This window comes from Parafrankia soli, from assembly GCF_001854695.1.
Lineage (GTDB): Bacteria > Actinomycetota > Actinomycetes > Frankiales > Frankiaceae > Parafrankia > Parafrankia soli.
Genome location: NZ_MAXA01000001.1, coordinates 168,318 through 187,035, shown reverse-complemented (window position 1 = coordinate 187,035; position 18,718 = coordinate 168,318). Strand labels below are relative to the sequence as shown.

General features: G+C 73.1%; 19 protein-coding genes. 7 read left to right on the top strand and 12 right to left on the bottom strand.

Annotated features, from left to right (window positions below; translation table 11 throughout):
• Window positions 1-79 precede the first annotated feature (79 nt).
• A complete protein-coding gene (locus BBK14_RS00765; protein WP_071059441.1) occupies window positions 80-511 on the bottom strand; it encodes a (deoxy)nucleoside triphosphate pyrophosphohydrolase in 432 nt (143 codons plus the stop codon).
• A gap of 300 nt (window positions 512-811) precedes the next feature.
• On the opposite strand from BBK14_RS00765, the gene BBK14_RS00760 reads away from it, so the two are divergent.
• A complete protein-coding gene (locus tag BBK14_RS00760) occupies window positions 812-1,111 on the top strand; it encodes a 4a-hydroxytetrahydrobiopterin dehydratase (RefSeq protein ID WP_071059304.1) in 300 nt (99 codons plus the stop codon).
• 33 nt (window positions 1,112-1,144) lie between these two features.
• Here BBK14_RS00760 and BBK14_RS00755 read toward each other — a convergent pair whose 3' ends face one another.
• The 5 genes from BBK14_RS00755 to BBK14_RS42610 are packed head-to-tail and all read right to left on the bottom strand — an operon-like array spanning window position 1,145 to window position 3,483.
• Entirely contained in the window at window positions 1,145-1,489 is a 345-nt protein-coding gene (locus tag BBK14_RS00755; protein WP_071059302.1) for a DUF952 domain-containing protein, read from the bottom strand.
• 43 nt (window positions 1,490-1,532) lie between these two features.
• Window positions 1,533-1,925: an ABC transporter permease gene (locus BBK14_RS00750; protein ID WP_071059300.1), complete on the bottom strand. Its 393-nt coding sequence runs from the start codon at window positions 1,923-1,925 to the stop codon at window positions 1,533-1,535.
• The gene (locus tag BBK14_RS00745; protein ID WP_131802131.1) at window positions 1,891-2,739 is read right to left on the bottom strand and encodes an ABC transporter permease family protein; all 849 of its coding nucleotides are present in this window, start codon (window positions 2,737-2,739) and stop codon (window positions 1,891-1,893) included. Before BBK14_RS00745 ends, BBK14_RS00750 begins: the two co-directional genes overlap by 35 nt.
• On the bottom strand, window positions 2,732-3,253 hold the full coding sequence (locus tag BBK14_RS00740; protein WP_241831017.1) for an ATP-binding cassette domain-containing protein: 522 nt from the start codon (window positions 3,251-3,253) through the stop codon (window positions 2,732-2,734). Before BBK14_RS00740 ends, BBK14_RS00745 begins: the two co-directional genes overlap by 8 nt.
• Complete coding sequence (locus BBK14_RS42610; protein WP_241831016.1) at window positions 3,250-3,483, bottom strand: ATP-binding cassette domain-containing protein; 234 nt, start codon at window positions 3,481-3,483, stop codon at window positions 3,250-3,252. The genes BBK14_RS00740 and BBK14_RS42610 overlap by 4 nt, the downstream gene beginning before the upstream one ends.
• A gap of 110 nt (window positions 3,484-3,593) precedes the next feature.
• Between BBK14_RS42610 and BBK14_RS00735 the strand changes: the two genes are divergently transcribed.
• Complete coding sequence (locus tag BBK14_RS00735; protein WP_071059296.1) at window positions 3,594-4,775, top strand: heparan-alpha-glucosaminide N-acetyltransferase domain-containing protein; 1,182 nt, start codon at window positions 3,594-3,596, stop codon at window positions 4,773-4,775.
• Between the two features lie 20 nt (window positions 4,776-4,795).
• On the opposite strand, the gene ychF is transcribed toward BBK14_RS00735, so the two are convergent.
• A complete protein-coding gene (gene ychF / locus BBK14_RS00730; protein WP_071059294.1) occupies window positions 4,796-5,872 on the bottom strand; it encodes a redox-regulated ATPase YchF in 1,077 nt (358 codons plus the stop codon).
• Window positions 5,873-6,408: 536 nt separating this feature from the next.
• Here ychF and BBK14_RS00725 point away from each other — a divergent pair.
• The 4 genes from BBK14_RS00725 (at window position 6,409) to BBK14_RS00710 (ending at window position 12,200) form a co-directional block, all read left to right on the top strand.
• Window positions 6,409-6,927, top strand: coding sequence for a DUF6542 domain-containing protein (locus BBK14_RS00725; RefSeq protein ID WP_071059293.1), 519 nt, complete (start codon window positions 6,409-6,411; stop codon window positions 6,925-6,927).
• A 1,404-nt stretch (window positions 6,928-8,331) separates the two neighbouring features.
• The gene (locus BBK14_RS00720; RefSeq protein ID WP_241831015.1) at window positions 8,332-9,048 is read left to right on the top strand and encodes a polysaccharide deacetylase family protein; all 717 of its coding nucleotides are present in this window, start codon (window positions 8,332-8,334) and stop codon (window positions 9,046-9,048) included.
• A complete protein-coding gene (locus BBK14_RS00715) occupies window positions 9,045-10,913 on the top strand; it encodes a hypothetical protein (protein ID WP_071059289.1) in 1,869 nt (622 codons plus the stop codon). Before BBK14_RS00720 ends, BBK14_RS00715 begins: the two co-directional genes overlap by 4 nt.
• A 36-nt stretch (window positions 10,914-10,949) precedes the next feature.
• The gene (locus BBK14_RS00710) at window positions 10,950-12,200 is read left to right on the top strand and encodes a glycosyltransferase family 4 protein (protein ID WP_071059288.1); all 1,251 of its coding nucleotides are present in this window, start codon (window positions 10,950-10,952) and stop codon (window positions 12,198-12,200) included.
• Window positions 12,201-12,305: 105 nt separating this feature from the next.
• Here BBK14_RS00710 and BBK14_RS00705 read toward each other — a convergent pair whose 3' ends face one another.
• The 5 genes from BBK14_RS00705 to xseA form a co-directional block, all read right to left on the bottom strand.
• Window positions 12,306-13,058, bottom strand: coding sequence for a sterol desaturase family protein (locus tag BBK14_RS00705; protein WP_071059286.1), 753 nt, complete (start codon window positions 13,056-13,058; stop codon window positions 12,306-12,308).
• A gap of 9 nt (window positions 13,059-13,067) precedes the next feature.
• On the bottom strand, window positions 13,068-14,087 hold the full coding sequence (gene glpX / locus BBK14_RS00700; protein WP_241831014.1) for a class II fructose-bisphosphatase: 1,020 nt from the start codon (window positions 14,085-14,087) through the stop codon (window positions 13,068-13,070).
• A gap of 498 nt (window positions 14,088-14,585) precedes the next feature.
• Window positions 14,586-15,185, bottom strand: a complete 600-nt coding sequence (locus tag BBK14_RS00695) for a DUF4245 domain-containing protein (RefSeq protein ID WP_083390613.1) — start codon at window positions 15,183-15,185, stop codon at window positions 14,586-14,588.
• A 728-nt stretch (window positions 15,186-15,913) separates the two neighbouring features.
• Window positions 15,914-16,246 (bottom strand): exodeoxyribonuclease VII small subunit, encoded by a 333-nt coding sequence (locus BBK14_RS00690; protein WP_071059282.1) that lies wholly within the window; start codon window positions 16,244-16,246, stop codon window positions 15,914-15,916.
• A gap of 137 nt (window positions 16,247-16,383) precedes the next feature.
• A complete protein-coding gene (gene xseA, locus BBK14_RS00685) occupies window positions 16,384-17,589 on the bottom strand; it encodes an exodeoxyribonuclease VII large subunit (RefSeq protein ID WP_020458495.1) in 1,206 nt (401 codons plus the stop codon).
• 124 nt (window positions 17,590-17,713) lie between these two features.
• Here xseA and BBK14_RS00680 point away from each other — a divergent pair, with 124 nt between their 5' ends.
• Complete coding sequence (locus BBK14_RS00680) at window positions 17,714-18,676, top strand: 4-hydroxy-3-methylbut-2-enyl diphosphate reductase (RefSeq protein WP_071059280.1); 963 nt, start codon at window positions 17,714-17,716, stop codon at window positions 18,674-18,676.
• Window positions 18,677-18,718 lie beyond the last annotated feature (42 nt).

Here is an 18,718-nt window from a genome sequence, read left to right as displayed (position 1 = left end):
CCGGGAGAACGACGTCTGCTCCGCCGCGGTCCAACTCCATGGTACGGACTCGCGGCCGCGGGCCGCGCACTGCGGACCGTCACGACGCCGGCAGGCCCTCCCCCGGTTCCCCGAGCTCGGCCCGCAGGGCGTCGACCAGCGGCGCGTCCGCCGGCAGCCACGGGACGTCGTCGAGCTCGCGCACACCCAGCCAACGCAGGTCGTCGTGCTCGGCGGCGACTGGCACGCCCGCGGCCACGCGCCCGAGCCACAACCGCATCCGCCAGCCCGGGCGGGGCAGCGCGATCTCCCCGAACAGGCGCCCGACCTCAATCTCCACGTCGAGTTCCTCGCGGCACTCGCGGCGCAGCGCCGCGAGCTCGTCCTCCCCGGGCTCGACCTTCCCTCCCGGGAACTCCCACATCCCCGCGAGGGACGGCGGCGACACCCGCCGCGCGGCGAGCACCCGCCGAGCACCGTCGATCAGCGCGACGGCCACGACGAGCCGCCCCTCCTCCACCGATCCCACCACCAGCCGCCTTTCCGCCACCCGTTCTTCCGCCACCCGTTCTTCCGCCACCTGCCACCCTTTCGCCACCTGTTCCTCCGCCACCAGCCACCTTTCCGCCACCAGAGGACGGCCGGGCCGGGCGACCCCGCTGTCCGGTGCGACGGCCCGGAGTGGTAGCCGACGGAACTGATGAGTGTGCGGAGGGTGGCGGATTCCGCTTCCGGGTGACAGCATCCGGCGCAAGGGCCGAGGACGGGCAGGTCCCGTGCCCGGCACGGATCACAGACCGGACCACCGCTCACGGACGTGAAGGAGTCGCGGATGCCTACACGGCTGGACAACAGCGCCGTATCCACCGCGTTGGAGGCACTACCCGGCTGGATCGGCGACGCCGATCGGATCCGGCTCGAGATCCTTGTCGACGGTGACGAGTCGACGGCCATAGTCGACGAGGTGATGCGCGAGGCCGACGCGATGGACCATCACCCGGTCGTGGAAAGCGGCCCGGGGACCACGATCTTCACGGTCTGGACCCACTCCGCCGGTGGTGTGACCGAGCTGGACGTCGAGCTGGCGCGCAAGATCTCCGCCATCCTGAGGTCCGCCGGCATCGCCTTCTGAGTCGCCTTGGGAGCATGACGGGGGCGGAACCCGTCACCACAGGCCCGGCATCACCGCGAAGGTGCCCTCCGCGGTGGGCGGGAGCGGGACGACGGCCCGCACGGCCTCCGGATCGATCATCCCGTAGAGGTGCGGGAACAGTGCCCCGCCGCGGTCGTCCTCGCCGCTGGCCGGCTCCCAGCGCAGCGGGGCGGTGAGCCGCTCGGGGTCGACCACGAGCAGCAGCAGGTCGGAGCGCCCCGAGTAGTAGCGGCTCGCCGTCTCCAGGACCTGCTCGGGAGCCGAGAAGTGGATGAACCCCTCGGCGTCGAGGCTCGGCGGGTGGTAGTTCGCCGGACCGACCGCCCATGCGTCCCGGCCCACCAGATGACAGATCACTACCGAGCCCTTCCCTCCCACGCGCCGTACGGACGCGGTTTCGTCAGCCCCGCGCGAGCTGATGGCGCAGGATCGCGGCCGCGGCCGCCGACAGCGCGACCGCCATCACCGCAAGCACCGCCAGATTGACACCGACATCCGCGAGTCCGCCACCGTCGATGATCAGATCTTCCCATCCGGTCACCGCCCAGTAGTGGGGTGTCACATGCGCCACCGCGTCGATGGCCGGTGGGAAGAATTCCAGGGGAACCATGCACCCCCCGATCGCGCCCAGCACGATGCCGACGAACGGCGTGATGGACGAGGTCCGCTCGGGGTCGCGCCCGATCGCGCCCACGGCCAGGCCCCCGCCACAGCCCACGCCGGCGAAGGCCAGCAGGAGCAGCCCGCCGGCGAGCGGATCACCCCAGTCGACACCGAACGCGAGCGCCCCCACCGCGACGATCAGCGCCGACGACGAAAAGGATCAGGTTTCTTGGCGCGACCTCGGAGAACCGGTTCGGCTCGACGCCGGCACCGGCTCCGACGTCGCGGGAGGCGACCGCCACCGGCGGAGCCGTCCGGGCCAGGTCCCGGGCGATCTCGGCCACCGGGGCACCGGTCAGCCGGGCGGACACGGCTGTGGCCGTGAAGGTGGCCGCGGTGTCCTGGACGATACCGGTCAGGGTTGTGCGGGCCGTCATCCCCACGTCGCTGCCGAGATCGGTGAGGACCTCGACCTCCCCGGGATCACCCGCGGACACGCGGGAGGGATCCGCGGCGGCGAACACGGCTGCGTCGAGGCCGGCCGGCAGCACGAGGACGGCGCCCACGTCCCCGCGGCGGAGCTGGTCACGGGCGTTACGCACGGTGTCGACGGCCCGTTCACGCAGGCCCGCAGCGGTGGAGACGCGATCCTCGATCGCGGCGGTGACCGGGCCGTCACCGTCGGCGACGCCGGCCGCGCCGTCGCCCGCGGCCTGACCAGCGCGGATGGCTCCGCCACCGACCGCCGCCCCGAACCCCGCCGGCAGGACGAGGGCCGCGTCGAAGACGAGATCGCGGGTGAGGCCGGATCCGTCCTGGTCGACCACCCCGATCGTGAACGTCACCGACGACGTCCCGCTGATCAGCAGGCCGAAGACACCCGCGAGCACGAGCGGCCCGACGAAGCCCATCATCAGCGCGGATCTGTTCCGCAGGCGGCGCCGCAGGTCGACGCCGGCGATGACGAGCACCGGATGAGCACGCTCCGGACGCCGCTCAGTCACGCAGCGCCCGGCCGGTCAGGTGGAGGAAGACGGCCTCCAGGTCTGGCTCGACGACCTCGATGCCGGCGATGGTCACCCCGAGGTGCTCACCGGTGGTGACCAGAGGCGCCAGCAGGGCCGAGGCGGAGTCCGCGAGCACCTCCAGACCGCCGTCGACCGGCCGCGCCGCGTGGACGCCGGGAAGCTCGCCCGCCGCCGCCGCGAACCCGGCCGTCGGACCGGTCGCCGTGACGACGACCCGGTCGTGTTCGCCGATGCGTTCCACCAGCTCGCGGCGGGTGCCCTCGGCCACGATCCGGCCGGCGTCGATGATGCCCAGCCGGTCGCAGAGCCGCTCGGCCTCCTCCATGTAGTGGGTCGTGTACAGCACCGCGAGACCGGCGCCGCCGAGCGTCTCGACGCTGGCGAGGATCTGATGCCGGCTCTGCGGATCCACGCCCACGGTCGGTTCGTCGAGGATGAGCAGCCGCGGTTCGTGCAGGAGTCCGACGGCGATGTTGACCCGCCGCTTCATCCCGCCGGAGCAGACGTCGACCCGGAGTCGGCGGCGAGGACCCCGGCGATGATCGAGATCGCCGTCGTCTTGCCCGCTCCGTTGGGGCCGAGCAGGCCGTACGTCYCACCGGGGGCGATGGAGAAGCTGACGTCGTCCACCGCCGTCCGCTCGCCGAAGCGCCGGACGAGGCCCTCACAGCGCAACACCGGCCCGGCGTCCACCGTCGGTAGCGACCCGCTGCCCGTCACTCCGCGAACCCTAACCGCACCCGGCGGAAACGGGGCCGCCAGTGGCGAATCGGACGGCGACCGGGCCGACCGTCCAACCCCGACGAGCCGCCGCCTGCGACGCTGGAGACATGGACGGTGAGAATCCACCCCGGTCCGGACGGATCGTCGGTGTCGACATCGCTCGCGGCGTGGCGCTGCTCGGCATGGTGGCGACCCACGTCTTTCCCGCCTTCACCGACACCGAGTCGGACAACCCGGCGATCTCGCCCGTGTTCACCCTGGCCGCCGGGCGGGCCGCCGCCGCGTTCGCGGTGCTGGCGGGCGTGGCGCTGGTCCTGTCCACCCGGCGGCAGAGCGCGGGCCAGGCCCGGCTCTCGGTGTTCCTGCGCGCGCTCGGCATCGGGGCGCTCGGCCTGGGCCTCGCCTATGCCGACTCGGGCATCGCCGTGATCCTGGTGTACTACGCGCTGCTGTTCGTCCTGGCTCTACCGCTGCTACGGGCATCCGTCCCGGTCCTGGTGGCGGTCGCCGTCCTGGCGATCGTCGCGGAGCCCGTCGTCAGCCAGTTCGTCCGCGACGACCTGCCGGGTTCGGACCTGTCGTCGCCGACGTTCGCCGCTCTGGGCGAGCCCGGACACCTCCTGGCGAAGCTGACGGTCACCGGCGTCTACCCCGCACTCGCCTGGCTGGGCTATCTCTGCGCCGGGATGGCCGTGGCCCATGCGGACCTTCGCTCACGCCAGGTGGCGACCCGGCTCCTGGTCGGTGGCCTGGCGCTGGCCCTCGCCGCGAGCGCCGCCTCCTGGCTGCTCCTGGAACCGCTCGGCGGGCGCACCGAGCTCGCGGACCCGGCCGAGGTTCCCGGCGTGGGCTCCCTGCCGCAGGGCTGGTTCATCGACTCCGGTCTCTACGGCGCGACCCCCACCGACAGCGCCTGGTGGCTGGCCGTCGACACGCCGCACTCGACGACTCCGTTCGACCTGGCTCACACCACCGGGACCGCGCTGGCGCTGCTCGGCCTGGCGTTGCTGGTGGCCCGCGCCCCCCTTGCCCGGCCCCTCGCGGCGGTCGGCGCGATGACGCTCACCTTTTACTCGCTGCACGTGGTGGTGATGGCCTCCGACCTGCTCCCCACCGACCCGACCAGGTCGTATGCGCTCCAGGTCCTCGTCGCGCTCACGGCCGCCACGCTCTGGCGCCTGACCGGCCGGCGCGGCCCGGCCGAGGCCGCCGTCTCGGTGCTCCCCCGGGCGGCCCGCCTCGTCCAGAGCCCGCGGCGGCCCGCGGTCAGGCTGGAACGAGGAACCTGACCCAGGGCGGGGCGCCGGCTTCAGACGTTGAAACGGAAGTCGACGATGTCGCCGTCGGCCATCACGTAGTCCTTGCCCTCCATGCGGACGCGGCCGGCGGCGCGCGCCGCGGCCATGGAGCCCGCCGCCATCAGGTCGTCGTAGGAGACGATCTCGGCCTTGATGAAGCCCCGCTGGAAGTCGCTGTGGATCACCCCGGCCGCCTCGGGCGCGGTGGCTCCGGCCCTGATGGTCCAGGCCCGGGACTCCTTGGGACCCGCGGTCAGGTACGTCTGCAGGCCGAGGGTGTGGAAGCCGATCCGGGCGAGCTGCGCCAGCCCGCTCTCGTCCTGGCCGAGGGAGGCCAGCAGCTCGGCCGCGTCCGCCTCGGGCAGTTCGATCAGCTCCGCCTCGACCTTCGCGCAGAGGATCACCGCGTCGGCTGGGGCCACGAGGTCCGCGAGCTCCTTGTGCCGACCGGTGTCGGCGAGGACGTCCTCGTCGACGTTGAAGACGTAGAGGAAGGGCTTGGCGGTGAGCAGGAACAGCTCACGCAGCTCCGCGCGGTCGATCGACGGGTCGCTGGACAGCGGCCGCCCGGCGTCGAGCACCTCGTGCGCCGCCTTCATCGCGGCGAGCAGGGGCTGCTTCGACCGGTCGAGGCGAGCTTCCTTCTCCAGCTTCGGCAGCCGCGCGCCGATGGTCTGGAGGTCGGCGAGCACGAGTTCGGTGTTGATGGTCTCGATATCGGAGGCCGGATCGACGTTGCCCTCGACGTGGACCACGTCCGGATCCGAGAAGACCCGGACGACCTGGCAGACCGCGTCCGATTCGCGGATGTTCGCAAGGAAGCGGTTGCCCAGGCCCTGACCCTCCGACGCACCTCTGACCAGGCCGGCGATGTCGACGAAGCTCACCATCGCGGGGACGACCCGCGCGCTGGAGAACATCTCGCCGAGCTTCGCGAGACGCGGATCCGGCACGCCGACGACGCCCACGTTGGGCTCGATCGTCGCGAACGGATAGTTCGCCGCCAGGACCTCGTTACGGGTCAGGGCATTGAAAAGCGTGGACTTGCCGACGTTGGGCAGCCCGACGATGCCTATCGACAGACCCATGACCGAGCAGTCTACGGGTGATCGCGCCCGGCCCCGATCGCGGAGGTCCCGGTCGCAATGCCACCGCCGCTCCCGCGACGCCACAGCGGCGCCACCGCGATGCCACCGCGGCACGGTCGCGCCGCCCGCATGGCCGCGGCGCCACCATCGGATCATTCGTGGGCAGAGTATTCGCCGCCGCGCGCCGCCTGGCCGGGACGGACGGCGCGCGGCGGCCGTCGCAACGGCCTGGGATCGGCCGGGACGAGGCACGATCCCCGCTCTCCGCTGGACTTCCGGGTCGCCGGGCCGTCGGGCCGACGTCCGCGGACGGCCGGACGGCCGGTCCCGCCCGATCCGTCCGATGGCGGCGGGTCATACCGATCGGTAGCTCATCGTGCATAACGGAATGCCGAAAGTGCAGCTACCAAGACGTGCTCACTTCTCTGACCTATCGCCCTGACGCAGCCGCAAAGTTGGGACGGTACGTTGCCTGGGTGAGTACGCCGCCTCACCGGCAGCCCGCCGGACCGCCGGGAAGGTCCGGGCGTACCCGAGTGCCGGATGATTCGTACCCGCCCGGCCCGCGCACGCGGTCCGGATCACCGCCGCCCCCCACCGTCGTCACGGGGACGCGCCGGGGCCTGACCGCGCTCGGCGCGGGACTGGTCGCCGTGGTGGTCGGCGGAATCGGCGCCGCGGTCGACTCGCTCCTCTTCGACAATCTCAGTTACGTCTTCGGTGTCCTGTTTGTGGCCGCCTGCGTGCTGGCCGCGGTGCGGGTCCATGTCGACGACCTGATCGGTGTCGTGATCATGCCGCCGCTGGCGTATGCCGTGATCACGGTAGTGGTCGGCTTCCTGAACCCCGCGGCCGGCGACGGAAGCGCCGGGCTGCGCAACCGGGCGATCGACATCGGCTCCGAGATGATCCTGCACGCTCCCGCGCTGCTCACGGCGGTCGTCCTCGTGACGCTGATCGCGGCCGTGCGCGGGCGCCGGGCGCAGGTCGCGCGGCGCGAGCGCCAGCGCTCGCTCGCCCAGTCGGCCGCGGCCCGCAGGCGCCGGCCCCAGTAGAGCCCGCCCCAGTAGCGCGCGCTCCGCCGCCACTCTCCGACGGCCCCTCGCCCCGACGGTGCCCTTTCCGTGGCCCACTGCCGCGGGCCGCGATCCCCCGGCGAACGATGCGGCCGCGTGGTGCCGGCGTCCAGGGCAGCCGCCCGCCGCCACCGCAATGTGCCGCACCCAGGGCCCGCCCGCCACCGTGCGGATCACACCGATCACCGCTTCACGGGGGTCGGCCGGGCCCGGCCGACACACCAAGGCGCCATTCACGTCGTTCACCCGCATTGTTCACGGGTTAGCACGCCTGGGCTTTGCTGAGGTCAGCGCGGTGATCCCCCACCGATGGGCACCCGAACGTCACCATCGCAACATCCGGACCGGCGGATCCGTGCAGTACTGTCACGACGTGCCCAACACGCCGGATTACCAGGGACGCACTCGGCGCCCCTGGTGGCGGGCGTGCCGGTGCGGCCACACGCGGGATTCGCACCGACATTACCGACCAGACAGCGACTGCGGCGAATGCGACTACCCACGGTTCACCCGGGTGCGTCGCCGCACCGGTCGTTCGGGTGCGCCACCGCCGTAGCGACGTCCATCCGGAGGACGTCGACGGGGCATGGTCGATCCCGGCGCTTGACGGCCGTGACGGCCATGGCGGCCGTCATGTGTCGGGTGCCGTGTCGGGTGTGGTGACGACCGCCCTTACGGCGGGGTCCTGACATCCGCTGTTCCGGCAGTGATCGCCCTGGCGGTCGCCGCCCGGTCAGCGGTTGCCGTGACCACCGCCCGCCATGCCGGCGACACCGCTGGACGGCGGCACCCGGCGCGACGCGGGACAGCGACATCGAGGTCGCCGTCCGGGCACCCGCATGTAACGCAGTATTCGGAATTCTCGAATACAGATGATCTAAATTTCTTCAGCAGGACGCAGGAACACCGTCGCCCGCAGGTGCCGAACGGAAGCGCGGCCACTCACCGATGACGCGCCGTTAACCGTTCGATTTCAGCTCACCTCTTGATACACATCGCCTGGCCGTAATGGCGCTACTACAGGCAGCAATCACTCATGCTAGATTCCGCTGGACGCCAACCGGTTACATTCCGCGATATGAGCCGACCCGAGCAAAGCGGGCGGCCCGGGGACCGCTGGAGGGGCGAAAAGTGTCTTCCCCGAAATCCGCCACCACCGCGACGTGCAAGGAAAACAACGAAGGAGCCGGAGCCACGGCTCGTTCGGCGGCGGCCGGCCRGGCACGCGGTCGCAACGGCGCGGCCAACCAGCCGCGGCCGGTCCCGATCCTGCGCTACGACGTTGCCGCCGATCCCACGGGCCACGCGCCGCGGAGATCGACGGTGACGCCCGCCGTCTTCGCGCGCCACCGTCGCATGATCCAGAGATCCCGTCGCCACTTCATGACCGTCGTGGACTACTGCGCGGCGCTGCGCTCGGCCGACGCGCCACCCGACGCGATCGTCATCACCTTCGACGGCGATCACGCGGAGACCTTCGTCGCGGCCCGCGAGCTGGCCGAACGAGGCCTCGCCGCCACCGTCTTCGTCACCACCTCCCGGCTCGGGACACCCGGCATGCTCAGTGAGGGGGACGTGCGCCGCCTGCACGAGATGGGCGTCGAGATCGGCGCGGCCGGGCACAGCGGGCGCCGGCTCGACGGTCTGCAGCGCTCCGACGTCACCGCGGAGATCACGCTGAGTCGGCGGCGGCTGGCCGCGATCACCGGCGACGAGCCACGCTCGTTCGCCTACCCCCGCGGAGGCTGGGACCCGACCGCGCGCCAGCTGGTGATCGCGGCCGGATACGGCGGCGCGTGCGCCGTCGGGCAGGCGCTGTCCCACCAGGGTGACGACCCGTTCGCCATTACCAGGCTGACCGTGGACGGCGGTCTCGCCGACCACCGCGTGCGCGCCTGGCTGGACGGGATCGGCCGGACGCTGCCGCGCACGGTCCCGGCCAGGCCGCGGATCAGGCTCGTCCCGTCGGTGCTGGGGGCGCGGGTCCCGGCCCGGGCGCCGGCGCGGCTGGCCGGCGCGTACCGCCCCCGGTTCGCGCCGCACATCGCCGAGGGGACCCGTCTCCCCGCGCCCGGCCAACCCACCCTCCCACCGCTGTGACCACGGCCTCGTCGGCGGGCGCGCGCGGCGGCGCGGGACGGCGGAGCGGGCGCGGCCGGCCCGCGAGCGCCGGCGCGGCCACAACCGGCACGACCACCGGCACGACCACCGCCGCAGCCGCGGCCGTCACCACGGTGACGGCCGCGCTGCTCGCGGCCGCCTTCTGGGCCTGGGCGGCACACCGGGTCCCGGCGGTAGACGTCGCCGCGGACGCCACCGTCGTGCTGGGTCTGCGGGTCATCGTCTCGCTCGCGCGCGCCGCCGCGCCCGGACCCGGCGCGCGGCACCGGCTGCGCGCCGGAGCCCTGGCCGCGCTCGGAGCGGTCACCCTGGCCTGGGCCGGTGGATCGCTGATCCCAAGCCTGGCCTTCCTCGCCGCCACCCCCGGTTTCCTCATCCTCCTGCCGCTGGCGGCCGCCAGCGTCGCCCTCTGGCCGGCACGCCCCGATGTGTGGCGGTTCAACGCGTCCCAGGACTCACCGAACCGCCGCACATCGGCGGCCGGGATGCTGGTCGCCGCGGGGGCGTGGGTGGCGCTGGGCGCCGTCCGGGTGGGCGCGCTGGTGTTCGCTGCGGACGTCGCGGCGCGGGGCGGGGCGGGGCATGCGCACGTCGCCCTGCTCGCATGGCTGGCGCCGGTCGCCCTGGCGGCCGGTCCACGCTGCGGATGGCTGCTCTGGCGGACGGACGCGAACCCCGGCCTCGCCTCATCCCGTGTGGCCACCCCGGCGGGGCGGCAGCGCCCCGTCCGGCGGCTCGGCGCCCCCCGGCGGACGACGACGGCGCGAGCCGTCCCCGCGCCGGAGTGGGAGCCGCCGGCTCCCGGATCACGCCCGGGCCTCGGATCGCTCCCAGCCCGCGGATCGCAACCCGCTCCGGGATCGCTCCCGACCCGCGGCTCGCCACCCACTCCCGACTCGCTCCCCGCTGTCGGGTCACCGTCGGAGCGAGGATCAGTGGTCCGGCCCAGCGCGCAGCGGTGGGCGCAGGGCCCCCAGCGACCGCCCAGGTCACGGCGCCCCTCGCTACCACCGACGAGGTCGCCGCAGGCGCCGACCCCGCGGTCACCGTTCTCGGCACTGCCCACAGCTCCGCCCAGCAGGACCCCGTTCGGCAGGACCCCGTTCGGCAGGACGCAGGTGGATGAGGCGGCGCGGCGATCGCTCGCGTCACTCGCGGCCGAGCCGGCCGCGCCGGAGCCTGCGACGCGGGTGCTCTGGTCGGCGGCGGCGGCGGCCGGACTGGCCCTGGTCGTCCTCGATCACCAGGTCGGCCCGGGGAGCGCCGCCTTCGCCCTGGCCGTGCTCGCCATCCTGGCCGTCGGCGGGTTCGCCGGCGGCCGTGGGGCCGCGACGCTGCCGTGCGTGGCCGTCGCGCTGGTCGCCGCGCCGCTGCCGCTGGCCGTGCTCGGCGACGAATACGCCGATCAGGGAACAGCCGGGCTCCGCCTGCTCCTGGCCGCCCTCGCGATCGACGCCCTGCCAACCGGCGCCCGCCCGACCGGCGCCCAGCCGTCCAGCGGGGTGCGGGCGGCCGCGCGGCCGGTGATCCGGCGCGGGGCCACGGTGACTGGGCTGGCCGTTCTGGTGGCCGCGCTCCCGATCATGCTGGCGGCCTGGGGTGCCGAGGGGGCCGCGCTCGCGCTGCTGCTCGGCCGGGTGGTCGCCGTGGCGCCTGTGGTCCGCCTGCCGGCGCGCCGCGAGCGCGCCGGCGGGCCAGCCGCCGAGGCCCCCGGGCAATCCCGGCCCGCCGGAACCGCGCCGGCCGCCGTCGACCGCCGCCCCGAGGCGGCCGGCCGCGGCGGGAGACGCGCCCGGATGGCCAGGTTCGCGCCGGGAGTCAGTCACCCATCTCGGTCACTGTAGCGACACGATGGCCAACTTTCCGTAACCTGCCGTGGCGTGGAGGAACAGCCGGCCGCACGGGTCCTCATCGTCGAGCAGGGTGAGGGGCTGTGGGGCGCCCAGCGCTTCCTGCTGAGGCTCGCCCCGCTGCTGGAGCGACGCGGGATCGAGCAGATTCTCGCCGCCCCGGAGGACAGCGCGACGGGCGCGGCCTGGCGGGCGTCCGGGCGGCACCACGCCGTCCTGCCAGTGCCGGTGGACCGGAGGTTGCGCCGCCCGGACGGCCGCCCGAGCCCCGCGCTGGTACTGCGCGAATCCGGCCGGACGGCGGTCATGGCGGCCCGGACGGCCCGGCTCGCCCGGCGGTTCGGCGTCGACGTCCTGCAGGCGAACAGCCGCTGGTCGCATCTGGAGGCCGTCGGGGCCTCGGCGCTGTGCCGGCGGCCCGCGTTGCTGCTGCTGCACGAGGAGAACGAGCCGGACCTGGTCGGCCAGCTGCACGGGCTGGCCGTCCGGGGGGCCGCGCGGTCCGTGGCGGTGAGCGGCGCGGTCGCGGCGTCGCTGCCGGGGTGGGCCGCCCGACGCGCGGTGGTGATCCGCAACGGGGTCGACACCGACGCGCTGCGCCCCGGCCCGGCGGACCCGGCCGTGCGGGCCAGCCTGTCGACGGACCCGGCAGCGCCGCTGGTCCTCGCGATGTCCCGCCTGGACCCCCGCAAAGGCGTCGACAAGGTGATCCGTGCGGTGGCCGCGCTGCCGGACCACCTGAAGTCCACGCGGCTGGCGGTCGCGGGCGCGCCCAGCCTCGACCCGGCGTCCGGGGAGTCGCTGCGCCGGCTCGGCGCCGAACTGCTCGGTGACCGGGTGCTGTTCCTGGGGCCGCGCTCGGACATCGGCGACCTGCTGCGCGCCACCGATGTCCTGGTCCTCGCGTCGAGTCTGGAGGGGCTGCCGCTGAACGTGCTGGAGGCGCAGGCGTGCGGGCGGCCGGTGGTGGCGTTCCCGACCGCGGGCATCCCGGAGATCGTGACCGACGGAGCGACCGGCCTGATCGCCCGCCAGGACGACATGGCCGACCTCAGCGCGAAGCTCGCCCGGGTGCTCGACGACCAGACGCTGGCCGAGCTGCTCGGCGCCCGCGCGCGGGCGAGCGTCGTCGCCCACCACACGCTGGACGCGCAGGCGGACGCGCTGGGCGGCCTGCTGATCAGCCTCGCCGGGCAGGCTCGCGCGCGGAGGCACCGGTCAGCCGGCCACGACACCGCACACTATGAGGTGCATCACACCACCGCTGGACGCAGGTCGTAGCCGGGCGGTTCCGCGAAGCCGCCGCCGGGCTGGCGCGGAGCGGCCCGGTCACGGCCGAGAGGGATGATGCCGGCCCGGTCACGGTGCCGGCTCACGAGGAGCCGGTCAGGCGCCGGTGGGCAGGCCGGGGGCGGCGCGCCGGGCGGCACCGCGGGCCGTCGGCGAGACAGGCACGTCGTCACGGGCGGGCGAGGTGCCCAGCACCATGTCCGCGACCGGGCTCGTCACACCCAGCCAGTACCGCTCGTTGCGATAGTGGTGCAGCCGGTGCCCGCGCCAGACCCGCCGGTAGAACCGGTTCGACGGGCGGACGGCCGTGTGCACGAGGAAATGCGTCCAGTCGTAGGCCAGTGCGCCCAGCCCGGCGCACACCGCCGCGGTGCCGACAGCCGGCGGGCCCAGCGCCGCGAGGCCGACGGCGAGCGCCCCGCCTGCCGTCACCTCCCGGGGCCGCAGGAACATCGTGTCCAGGTTCGTCGGATCACGGTGATGCTGCTCGTGCCCGTAGCCGGCGAGCTGGTAGCCGACCGACCCGAGCCGGCCGCCCGGCCGGGCGTGCAGCAGGCCGCGGTGCACCGCCCACTCGACGAACGGCTGCGCGGCGAGGCAGGCCGCGGCCGTGACGACGTCCCGGCGCCGCAGCGGACCACGCACGGCCCGCACCACGCCGACCGCGCCCACACACCCGAGGAGCACCGGCGGGCGCGGGTGGGCGACAAACCGCCACAGCGCCTGCGGAAGCGTCCGGATCTCGGCCGCGCTGCCATGCGGGCCGGGCCGGTCCAGCCGCGCCACCGCCCGGCCGATCGGAGCCGTCAGCCGCCGCCGGGTCCTGACTCCTCGGACGAGAGTGGGCATCGGCCGGACTCAGAACGGGACGGTCGAGTAGGCCTGGAGCTTGGTCAGCTGGTGCTGGCTGTCGACCCGCCGGATCGTGCCCGAACGCGAGCGCATGACCAGCGACGACGTGTTGGCACCGCCCGGCCGGTACCGCACCCCGGCGAGCAGTTCGCCGTCCGTGATGCCGGTGGCGACGAAGAAGATGTCCTCGCTGTTCACCAGGTCCCGGGTGTGCAGGACCCGGTCCGGGTCGTGCCCGGCCTCCAGGACCCTCGCCCGCTCGGCGCGGTCCTGCGGCCAGAGCCGGCCCTGGATGACACCACCGATGCAGGTCACCGCACACGCGGCGATGATCCCCTCGGGTGTTCCGCCGATGCCGAGCAGCATGTCCACCCCGGTGTCCGCCGAGGCCGCCATGACCGCGCCGGCGACGTCACCATCGGAGATCAGCTTGACGCGCGCCCCGGCCTTGCGGATGTTCTCCACCAGCTCGGCGTGCCGAGGGCGGTCCAGCACCACGACCGTGACATCCCGCGGCAGAATGCCCTTGGCCTTCGCCACCGCGCGGACGTTGTCCTCCACCGAGGCGTCGATGTCGACGACGCTCGCCGCTTCCGGCCCGGTGACCAGCTTCTCCATGTAGAAACAGGCGCTGGCGTCGTACATCGAGCCACGCTCGCTGACCGCCATCACCGACACCGCGTTGTTCATCCCCTTGGACGTCAGCGTCGTCCCGTCCACCGGGTCGACCGCGACGTCGCACTCGGGGCCCTCGCCGGAGCCGACCTCCTCGCCGTTGAACAGCATGGGGGCCTCGTCCTTCTCCCCCTCGCCGATCACGACGACGCCCCGCATCGACACCGTCCCGACGAGCCGGCGCATCGCGTCCACGGCCGCCTGGTCAGCACCGTTCTTGTCACCACGCCCGACCCAGCGGGCGGCGGCGAGCGCAGCGGCCTCGGTCACCCGGACCAGCTCGAGAGCGAGGTTCCTGTCGGGCGCCTGGCCCTGGACGGCGAGGGACTCGGGCACGGACGACTCGGGCACGGAAGGGGTCTCGGCAGCCACGGGAGGAGCGTAGTTCGACACGGCGTCACGCGCCGCCGGTAGCCGCCGAAGTACCAGCCCGCGACCGGGCCGCTACCGCCACGACCAGCCCTGCGACCAGCCTGTTTCCGGTCCGTGATGAGGCCGGCGGCTGGCTGCGGAGGCCGCGTCGCCGACGACCGGGCGGAAGCCCGGAAAATTCTTTGGACGGGCGCGCAACCTTCCCCGGAGGAACCGCGTCATACAGGTCGATACGGGTGGCCGTCACGCGGAGGGGGCGTGACGGCCACCCGAAGTCGTTTCTGTACCCGAGCCGTCCCAGCGCCCGGAGCCGTTCCAGGCCAGTGCATCCCGCCCGCGGGACGGCCGCGCCGGGAGCCCACCCCGAGCCGGCTCGCGATCGCGACATCGGCGGGGCCCGCAGCGGCTCGCCTGGCGTCGCAAACGCCGCCAATCCCCGTTCGGGTCCTGCTGGTGCCGCCCTGGTCCTGCTGCTGATCAGGCGGCGGGGCTGGCGACCGCGGCTGACGCTCCGGTGTCGAGCGGCCGGACGGCGGCGGCGAGCGTCTCGAGGTCGGCCCGGTCGGCTGCCCCGGGGCCGCCACCGTCGTCGACAATCGTCGTCACACCGTCGGCCACGCGCGTGATCGCCAGATGCCCGTCGCTGTCGCGTCGCTCGTCCCACTCCTCACCGGCGACGCTCACGGCCCCGGTGGTGGGTCGGTCACCGAGAATCGCCTGGACCGCGTCCGGGGCGTTGCTCTGGATGAACCGGGTGTAGGTCCGGTCGTCCGGCCGGTCGATGACGTACCCGATCGTGATCTGAGTGGTGTCTCCGTCGCTGGTCCCACCGGAGGGCAGCTTCATCCGGATCGACGTCGGCTTGAAGAAGTCGGGCAGGTCCTGGGGCGCCGAGGCCGGGTAGGGCGCCTGGCGCGCGTACGGCACCAGCGTGGACTCCGTGTCCACGACCTTCACCTCGGGATCCTCACCCCCGTGCGGCATCACGAAGACGTAGAACACCGCCACTCCCGCCAGCACCACGGCGAGGGAGAGCACCATGTCCCGGACTGTTTCCTGACCGCGTTGACGCGCCACGCCCTCATCTTCCGATCCGACGCCGCCCTGATCCGACGACGTCCGTACTCGACGTCCGCATGGGACGCCCACAGGGGACGTCCGTGACTCCATGTCCGCACTGGACGTCCGGGCCCGACGGCGTTCGGATCCGGCGGCCATCACCTGACGAACACCCGCTGGACACCCGCGGAACCGCAGAACCTCTGAACCGCGGAACCGCGGAACCCGACCCTACGGCCCCCCGAAGCCCTGGCGTCCCGCCCGGCCCCACCGAATGTGTGCCACCCACCGCACACCTGGCCCCCCTGAACGTGCTCAACCCCCACCACCGACGCACCCCCCACCAGAGTCCCGCTACCCAGCCCACCCCGAAGCCGCTCCCGCCCTCCGCCCCACCCAGCTCCCAACCGGGCTTCGGGGCCCGGGCCCCGAAGATGTGTGGCGGCTCGATCTTCAGGCCGCGAATGATTCGTGATGGTTTGGGGTTTTGGGGTTTTGGGGTTGGAGGTGCGGGCTGGGAGTCCCCGGTTCGTGGCCTGGCAGGCTCAGGCGCCCCGGGTCCCGGAGTCCGGGATCCCGGGGCAGGTGGAAGATCGACGATCTGGATGGCTCTGTGTCCTCCGCGCCCGGGAACGGGAGACCCGGCCCCGGGCTGACGGGGGTTCCGGGAAGACCACCGGCAGGTCGAGAACGACCAGCGAGGAGGAGCAGCGCGGCGCGATGCCAGGAGGTTCGGCCGGTGGGACTCAGGAAGGTTCGGCGGTCGGGGCGGGGGTGAGGCGGGCCCGGGCGCCGTCGAGGAGGCGCTGGCAGACGGCGGCGAGCTCCTCGCCGCGTTCCCAGAGCGCGAGGGACTCCTCCAGAGCGCATCCCCCGGCCTCCAACCTGCGGACGACGTCCTCCAGCTCCGCGCGAGCCGCCTCGAAGGTGAGACCRGGAGTGGTCCCCGGGGTGACACCCGTGGCGACCCCGGAGGTCGGTCCTGGCGCAGTACCCGCCGTAGTCCCTGGCGTGGTCTCCGGAACACCATCCGAACCGGGTCCGGTGGTGGGGCTCCGCTGACGGTCAAGATCGGTCATGTGCCTTCTCCTGTCCCGTTCGACGGCTGTCCCGCTCGACGGCCGTGAGCCCGCGCCCGGGCTCGAGAGCACCGAAAACGCTGAGAACACCGAGAGACGAGAACACTCGAGAGAACCGTTCGAGCGCCGCGTGGTGGTCACTCCGCCCTGGCGGCGAAGGTACCGCCCGCGACCCGGACGGTCAGCGGGTCGCCGGCCTCGATCTCGGCCGGTGAGCGGATCACCGCGCCGTCCGCGTTCTGGATCAGGGCGTAGCCGCGTTCCAGCGTGGCCGCCGGGGACAGCGCCCGCATGCGTGCCGCCGCGTGGACGAGGTCGCGCTCGGCGACGTCCACCGCGTGGGTGAGGCAGCGCAGCGAGCGCGAGCGCAGCGCCCCGACGGTCTGCTCGCGCCGGTCGATCTCGCGCAGCGGGGCTGCCAGGACGGGACGGGCCCGCAGGTCCGCCAGCCGGCGTCGTTCGAGGTCGAGGCGGTGCGCGAGGACCCTGCGGGCCCGGCTGCGCAGGGCCTCCACCAGCGCTGACTGCTCGGAGACGTCGGGGACCACACGCTTGGCGGCGTCGGTCGGCGTGGAGGCTCGGACGTCGGCCACAAAGTCGAGCAGGGGGGTGTCCTGCTCGTGTCCGATTGCCGACACGACAGGTGTCCGGGCGGCGACAACGGCGCGCAGCAGGGCCTCGTCCGAGAACGGTAGGAGATCTTCCAGGGAGCCCCCGCCGCGGGCGATGACGATCACCTCGACGGCGCGGTCGGCGTCCAGATCGGACAGCGCGTCGAGGATCTGGCTCACCGCGAGGGGACCCTGGACCGCCACTTCCCGTAGTTCGATGCGTACCGCGGGCCACCGGCGGCGGGCGTTCTCGATCACGTCGCGCTCGGCGGCGGATGCACGCCCGGTGATGAGGCCGACCGCCGTCGGGAGGAACGGGAGCCGCCGTTTGCGGCTCGCCGCGAAGAGTCCCTCGGCGGCGAGCGTGGCCTTCAGCCGCTCCAGCCGGGCCAGCAGCGCACCGGCCCCCAGAGGGCGAATCTCCACTACAGCAAGGGCCAACGTGCCCCGGCCGGGGTGGAAGCTGGGCTTGCCCCAGACCACCACCCGGGCCCCGTCGACGAGCCCGGGACCGACCGCGTCGCACACCGCCCGGGGGCAGGTGACCCGCAGGGAGACGTCCGCGACGGGGTCGCGCAGGGTGAGGAAGACCGTGTTCATGCCCGGCCGGCGGGAGATCTCGGTGACCTGACCTTCCACCCATACGCGACCGAGCCGGGAGATCCAGTCACCCAACGCCCGGGAGATCGTCCGCACCGGGAGCGGCTCATCCGGGGTCGAGGTCAGGGGCACCTGTCGAACCGTACGACCTCCCCCACGGGGGAAGGTCACCGGCGGGCCGGACGATGCTGCCCATCCGGTGATGCTCCGCTCGCCGCTCTTCCAGCCTCGCTGCTCCCGCGTAGACTGCTGCGACATGGGGCGGGTCTTGTTGGCCAAGCCGCGCGGCTACTGCGCGGGTGTCGATCGCGCGGTCCAAACCGTCGAGAAGGCACTCGATCTGTACGGGTCGCCGGTGTATGTACGCAAGCAGATCGTGCACAACGCTCACGTCGTCAAGACGCTGGAAGCGAAGGGCGCGATCTTTGTCGAAGAGACCGACGAGGTGCCTCACGGCGCCACGGTGGTGTTCTCGGCGCACGGCGTGGCACCGACGGTCCACGAGGAGGCTTCCTCGCGTCAGCTTCGCACCATTGACGCGACGTGCCCCCTCGTTACCAAGGTCCACTCCGAGGCTCGCCGGTTCGCCAAGGAGGATCTGGACATCCTCCTCATCGGTCATGAGGGCCACGAGGAGGTAGTAGGCACCACCGGCCAGGCGCCGGACCGTATCCATCTGGTCGACGGTCCTGAGGACGCCGCCGCTGTGAAGGTCCGGGACCCGAAGCGGGTCGCGTTCCTCTCGCAGACGACGCTCTCGGTCGACGAGACGCAGACAACGGTCAAGGCGCTTCGCGAGCGGTTCCCGCATCTGCAGGGGCCGCCGAGCGACGACATCTGCTACGCCACCCAGAACCGCCAGGTGGCCGTCAAGGAGATCGCCGAGAAGGTCGACCTGCTCATCGTGGTCGGCTCACCGAACTCCTCCAACTCGGTCCGGCTCGTCGAGGTCGCCCTCGACGCCGGTGCACCCAAGTCGTTCCTCGTGGACGACTGCGCCGAGGTGGATGAGGGCTGGCTCGACGGTGTCGAGACGGTTGGTGTGACGAGCGGGGCGTCCGTCCCCGAGGAACTCGTCACCGGGGTCATGGCGTGGCTGGCGGACCGCGGGTTCAACGACGTCGAGGAAGTCACCTCGGCGGACGAGCACCTGCTGTTCGCGCTCCCGCCGGAGCTGCGTCGCGACATGCGTGCCCGGGAGCGGGCCGCGGGCGCCTGACGCTCGCTCATCCTGAGCGCGCCGACGGCACCAGGCGGCACA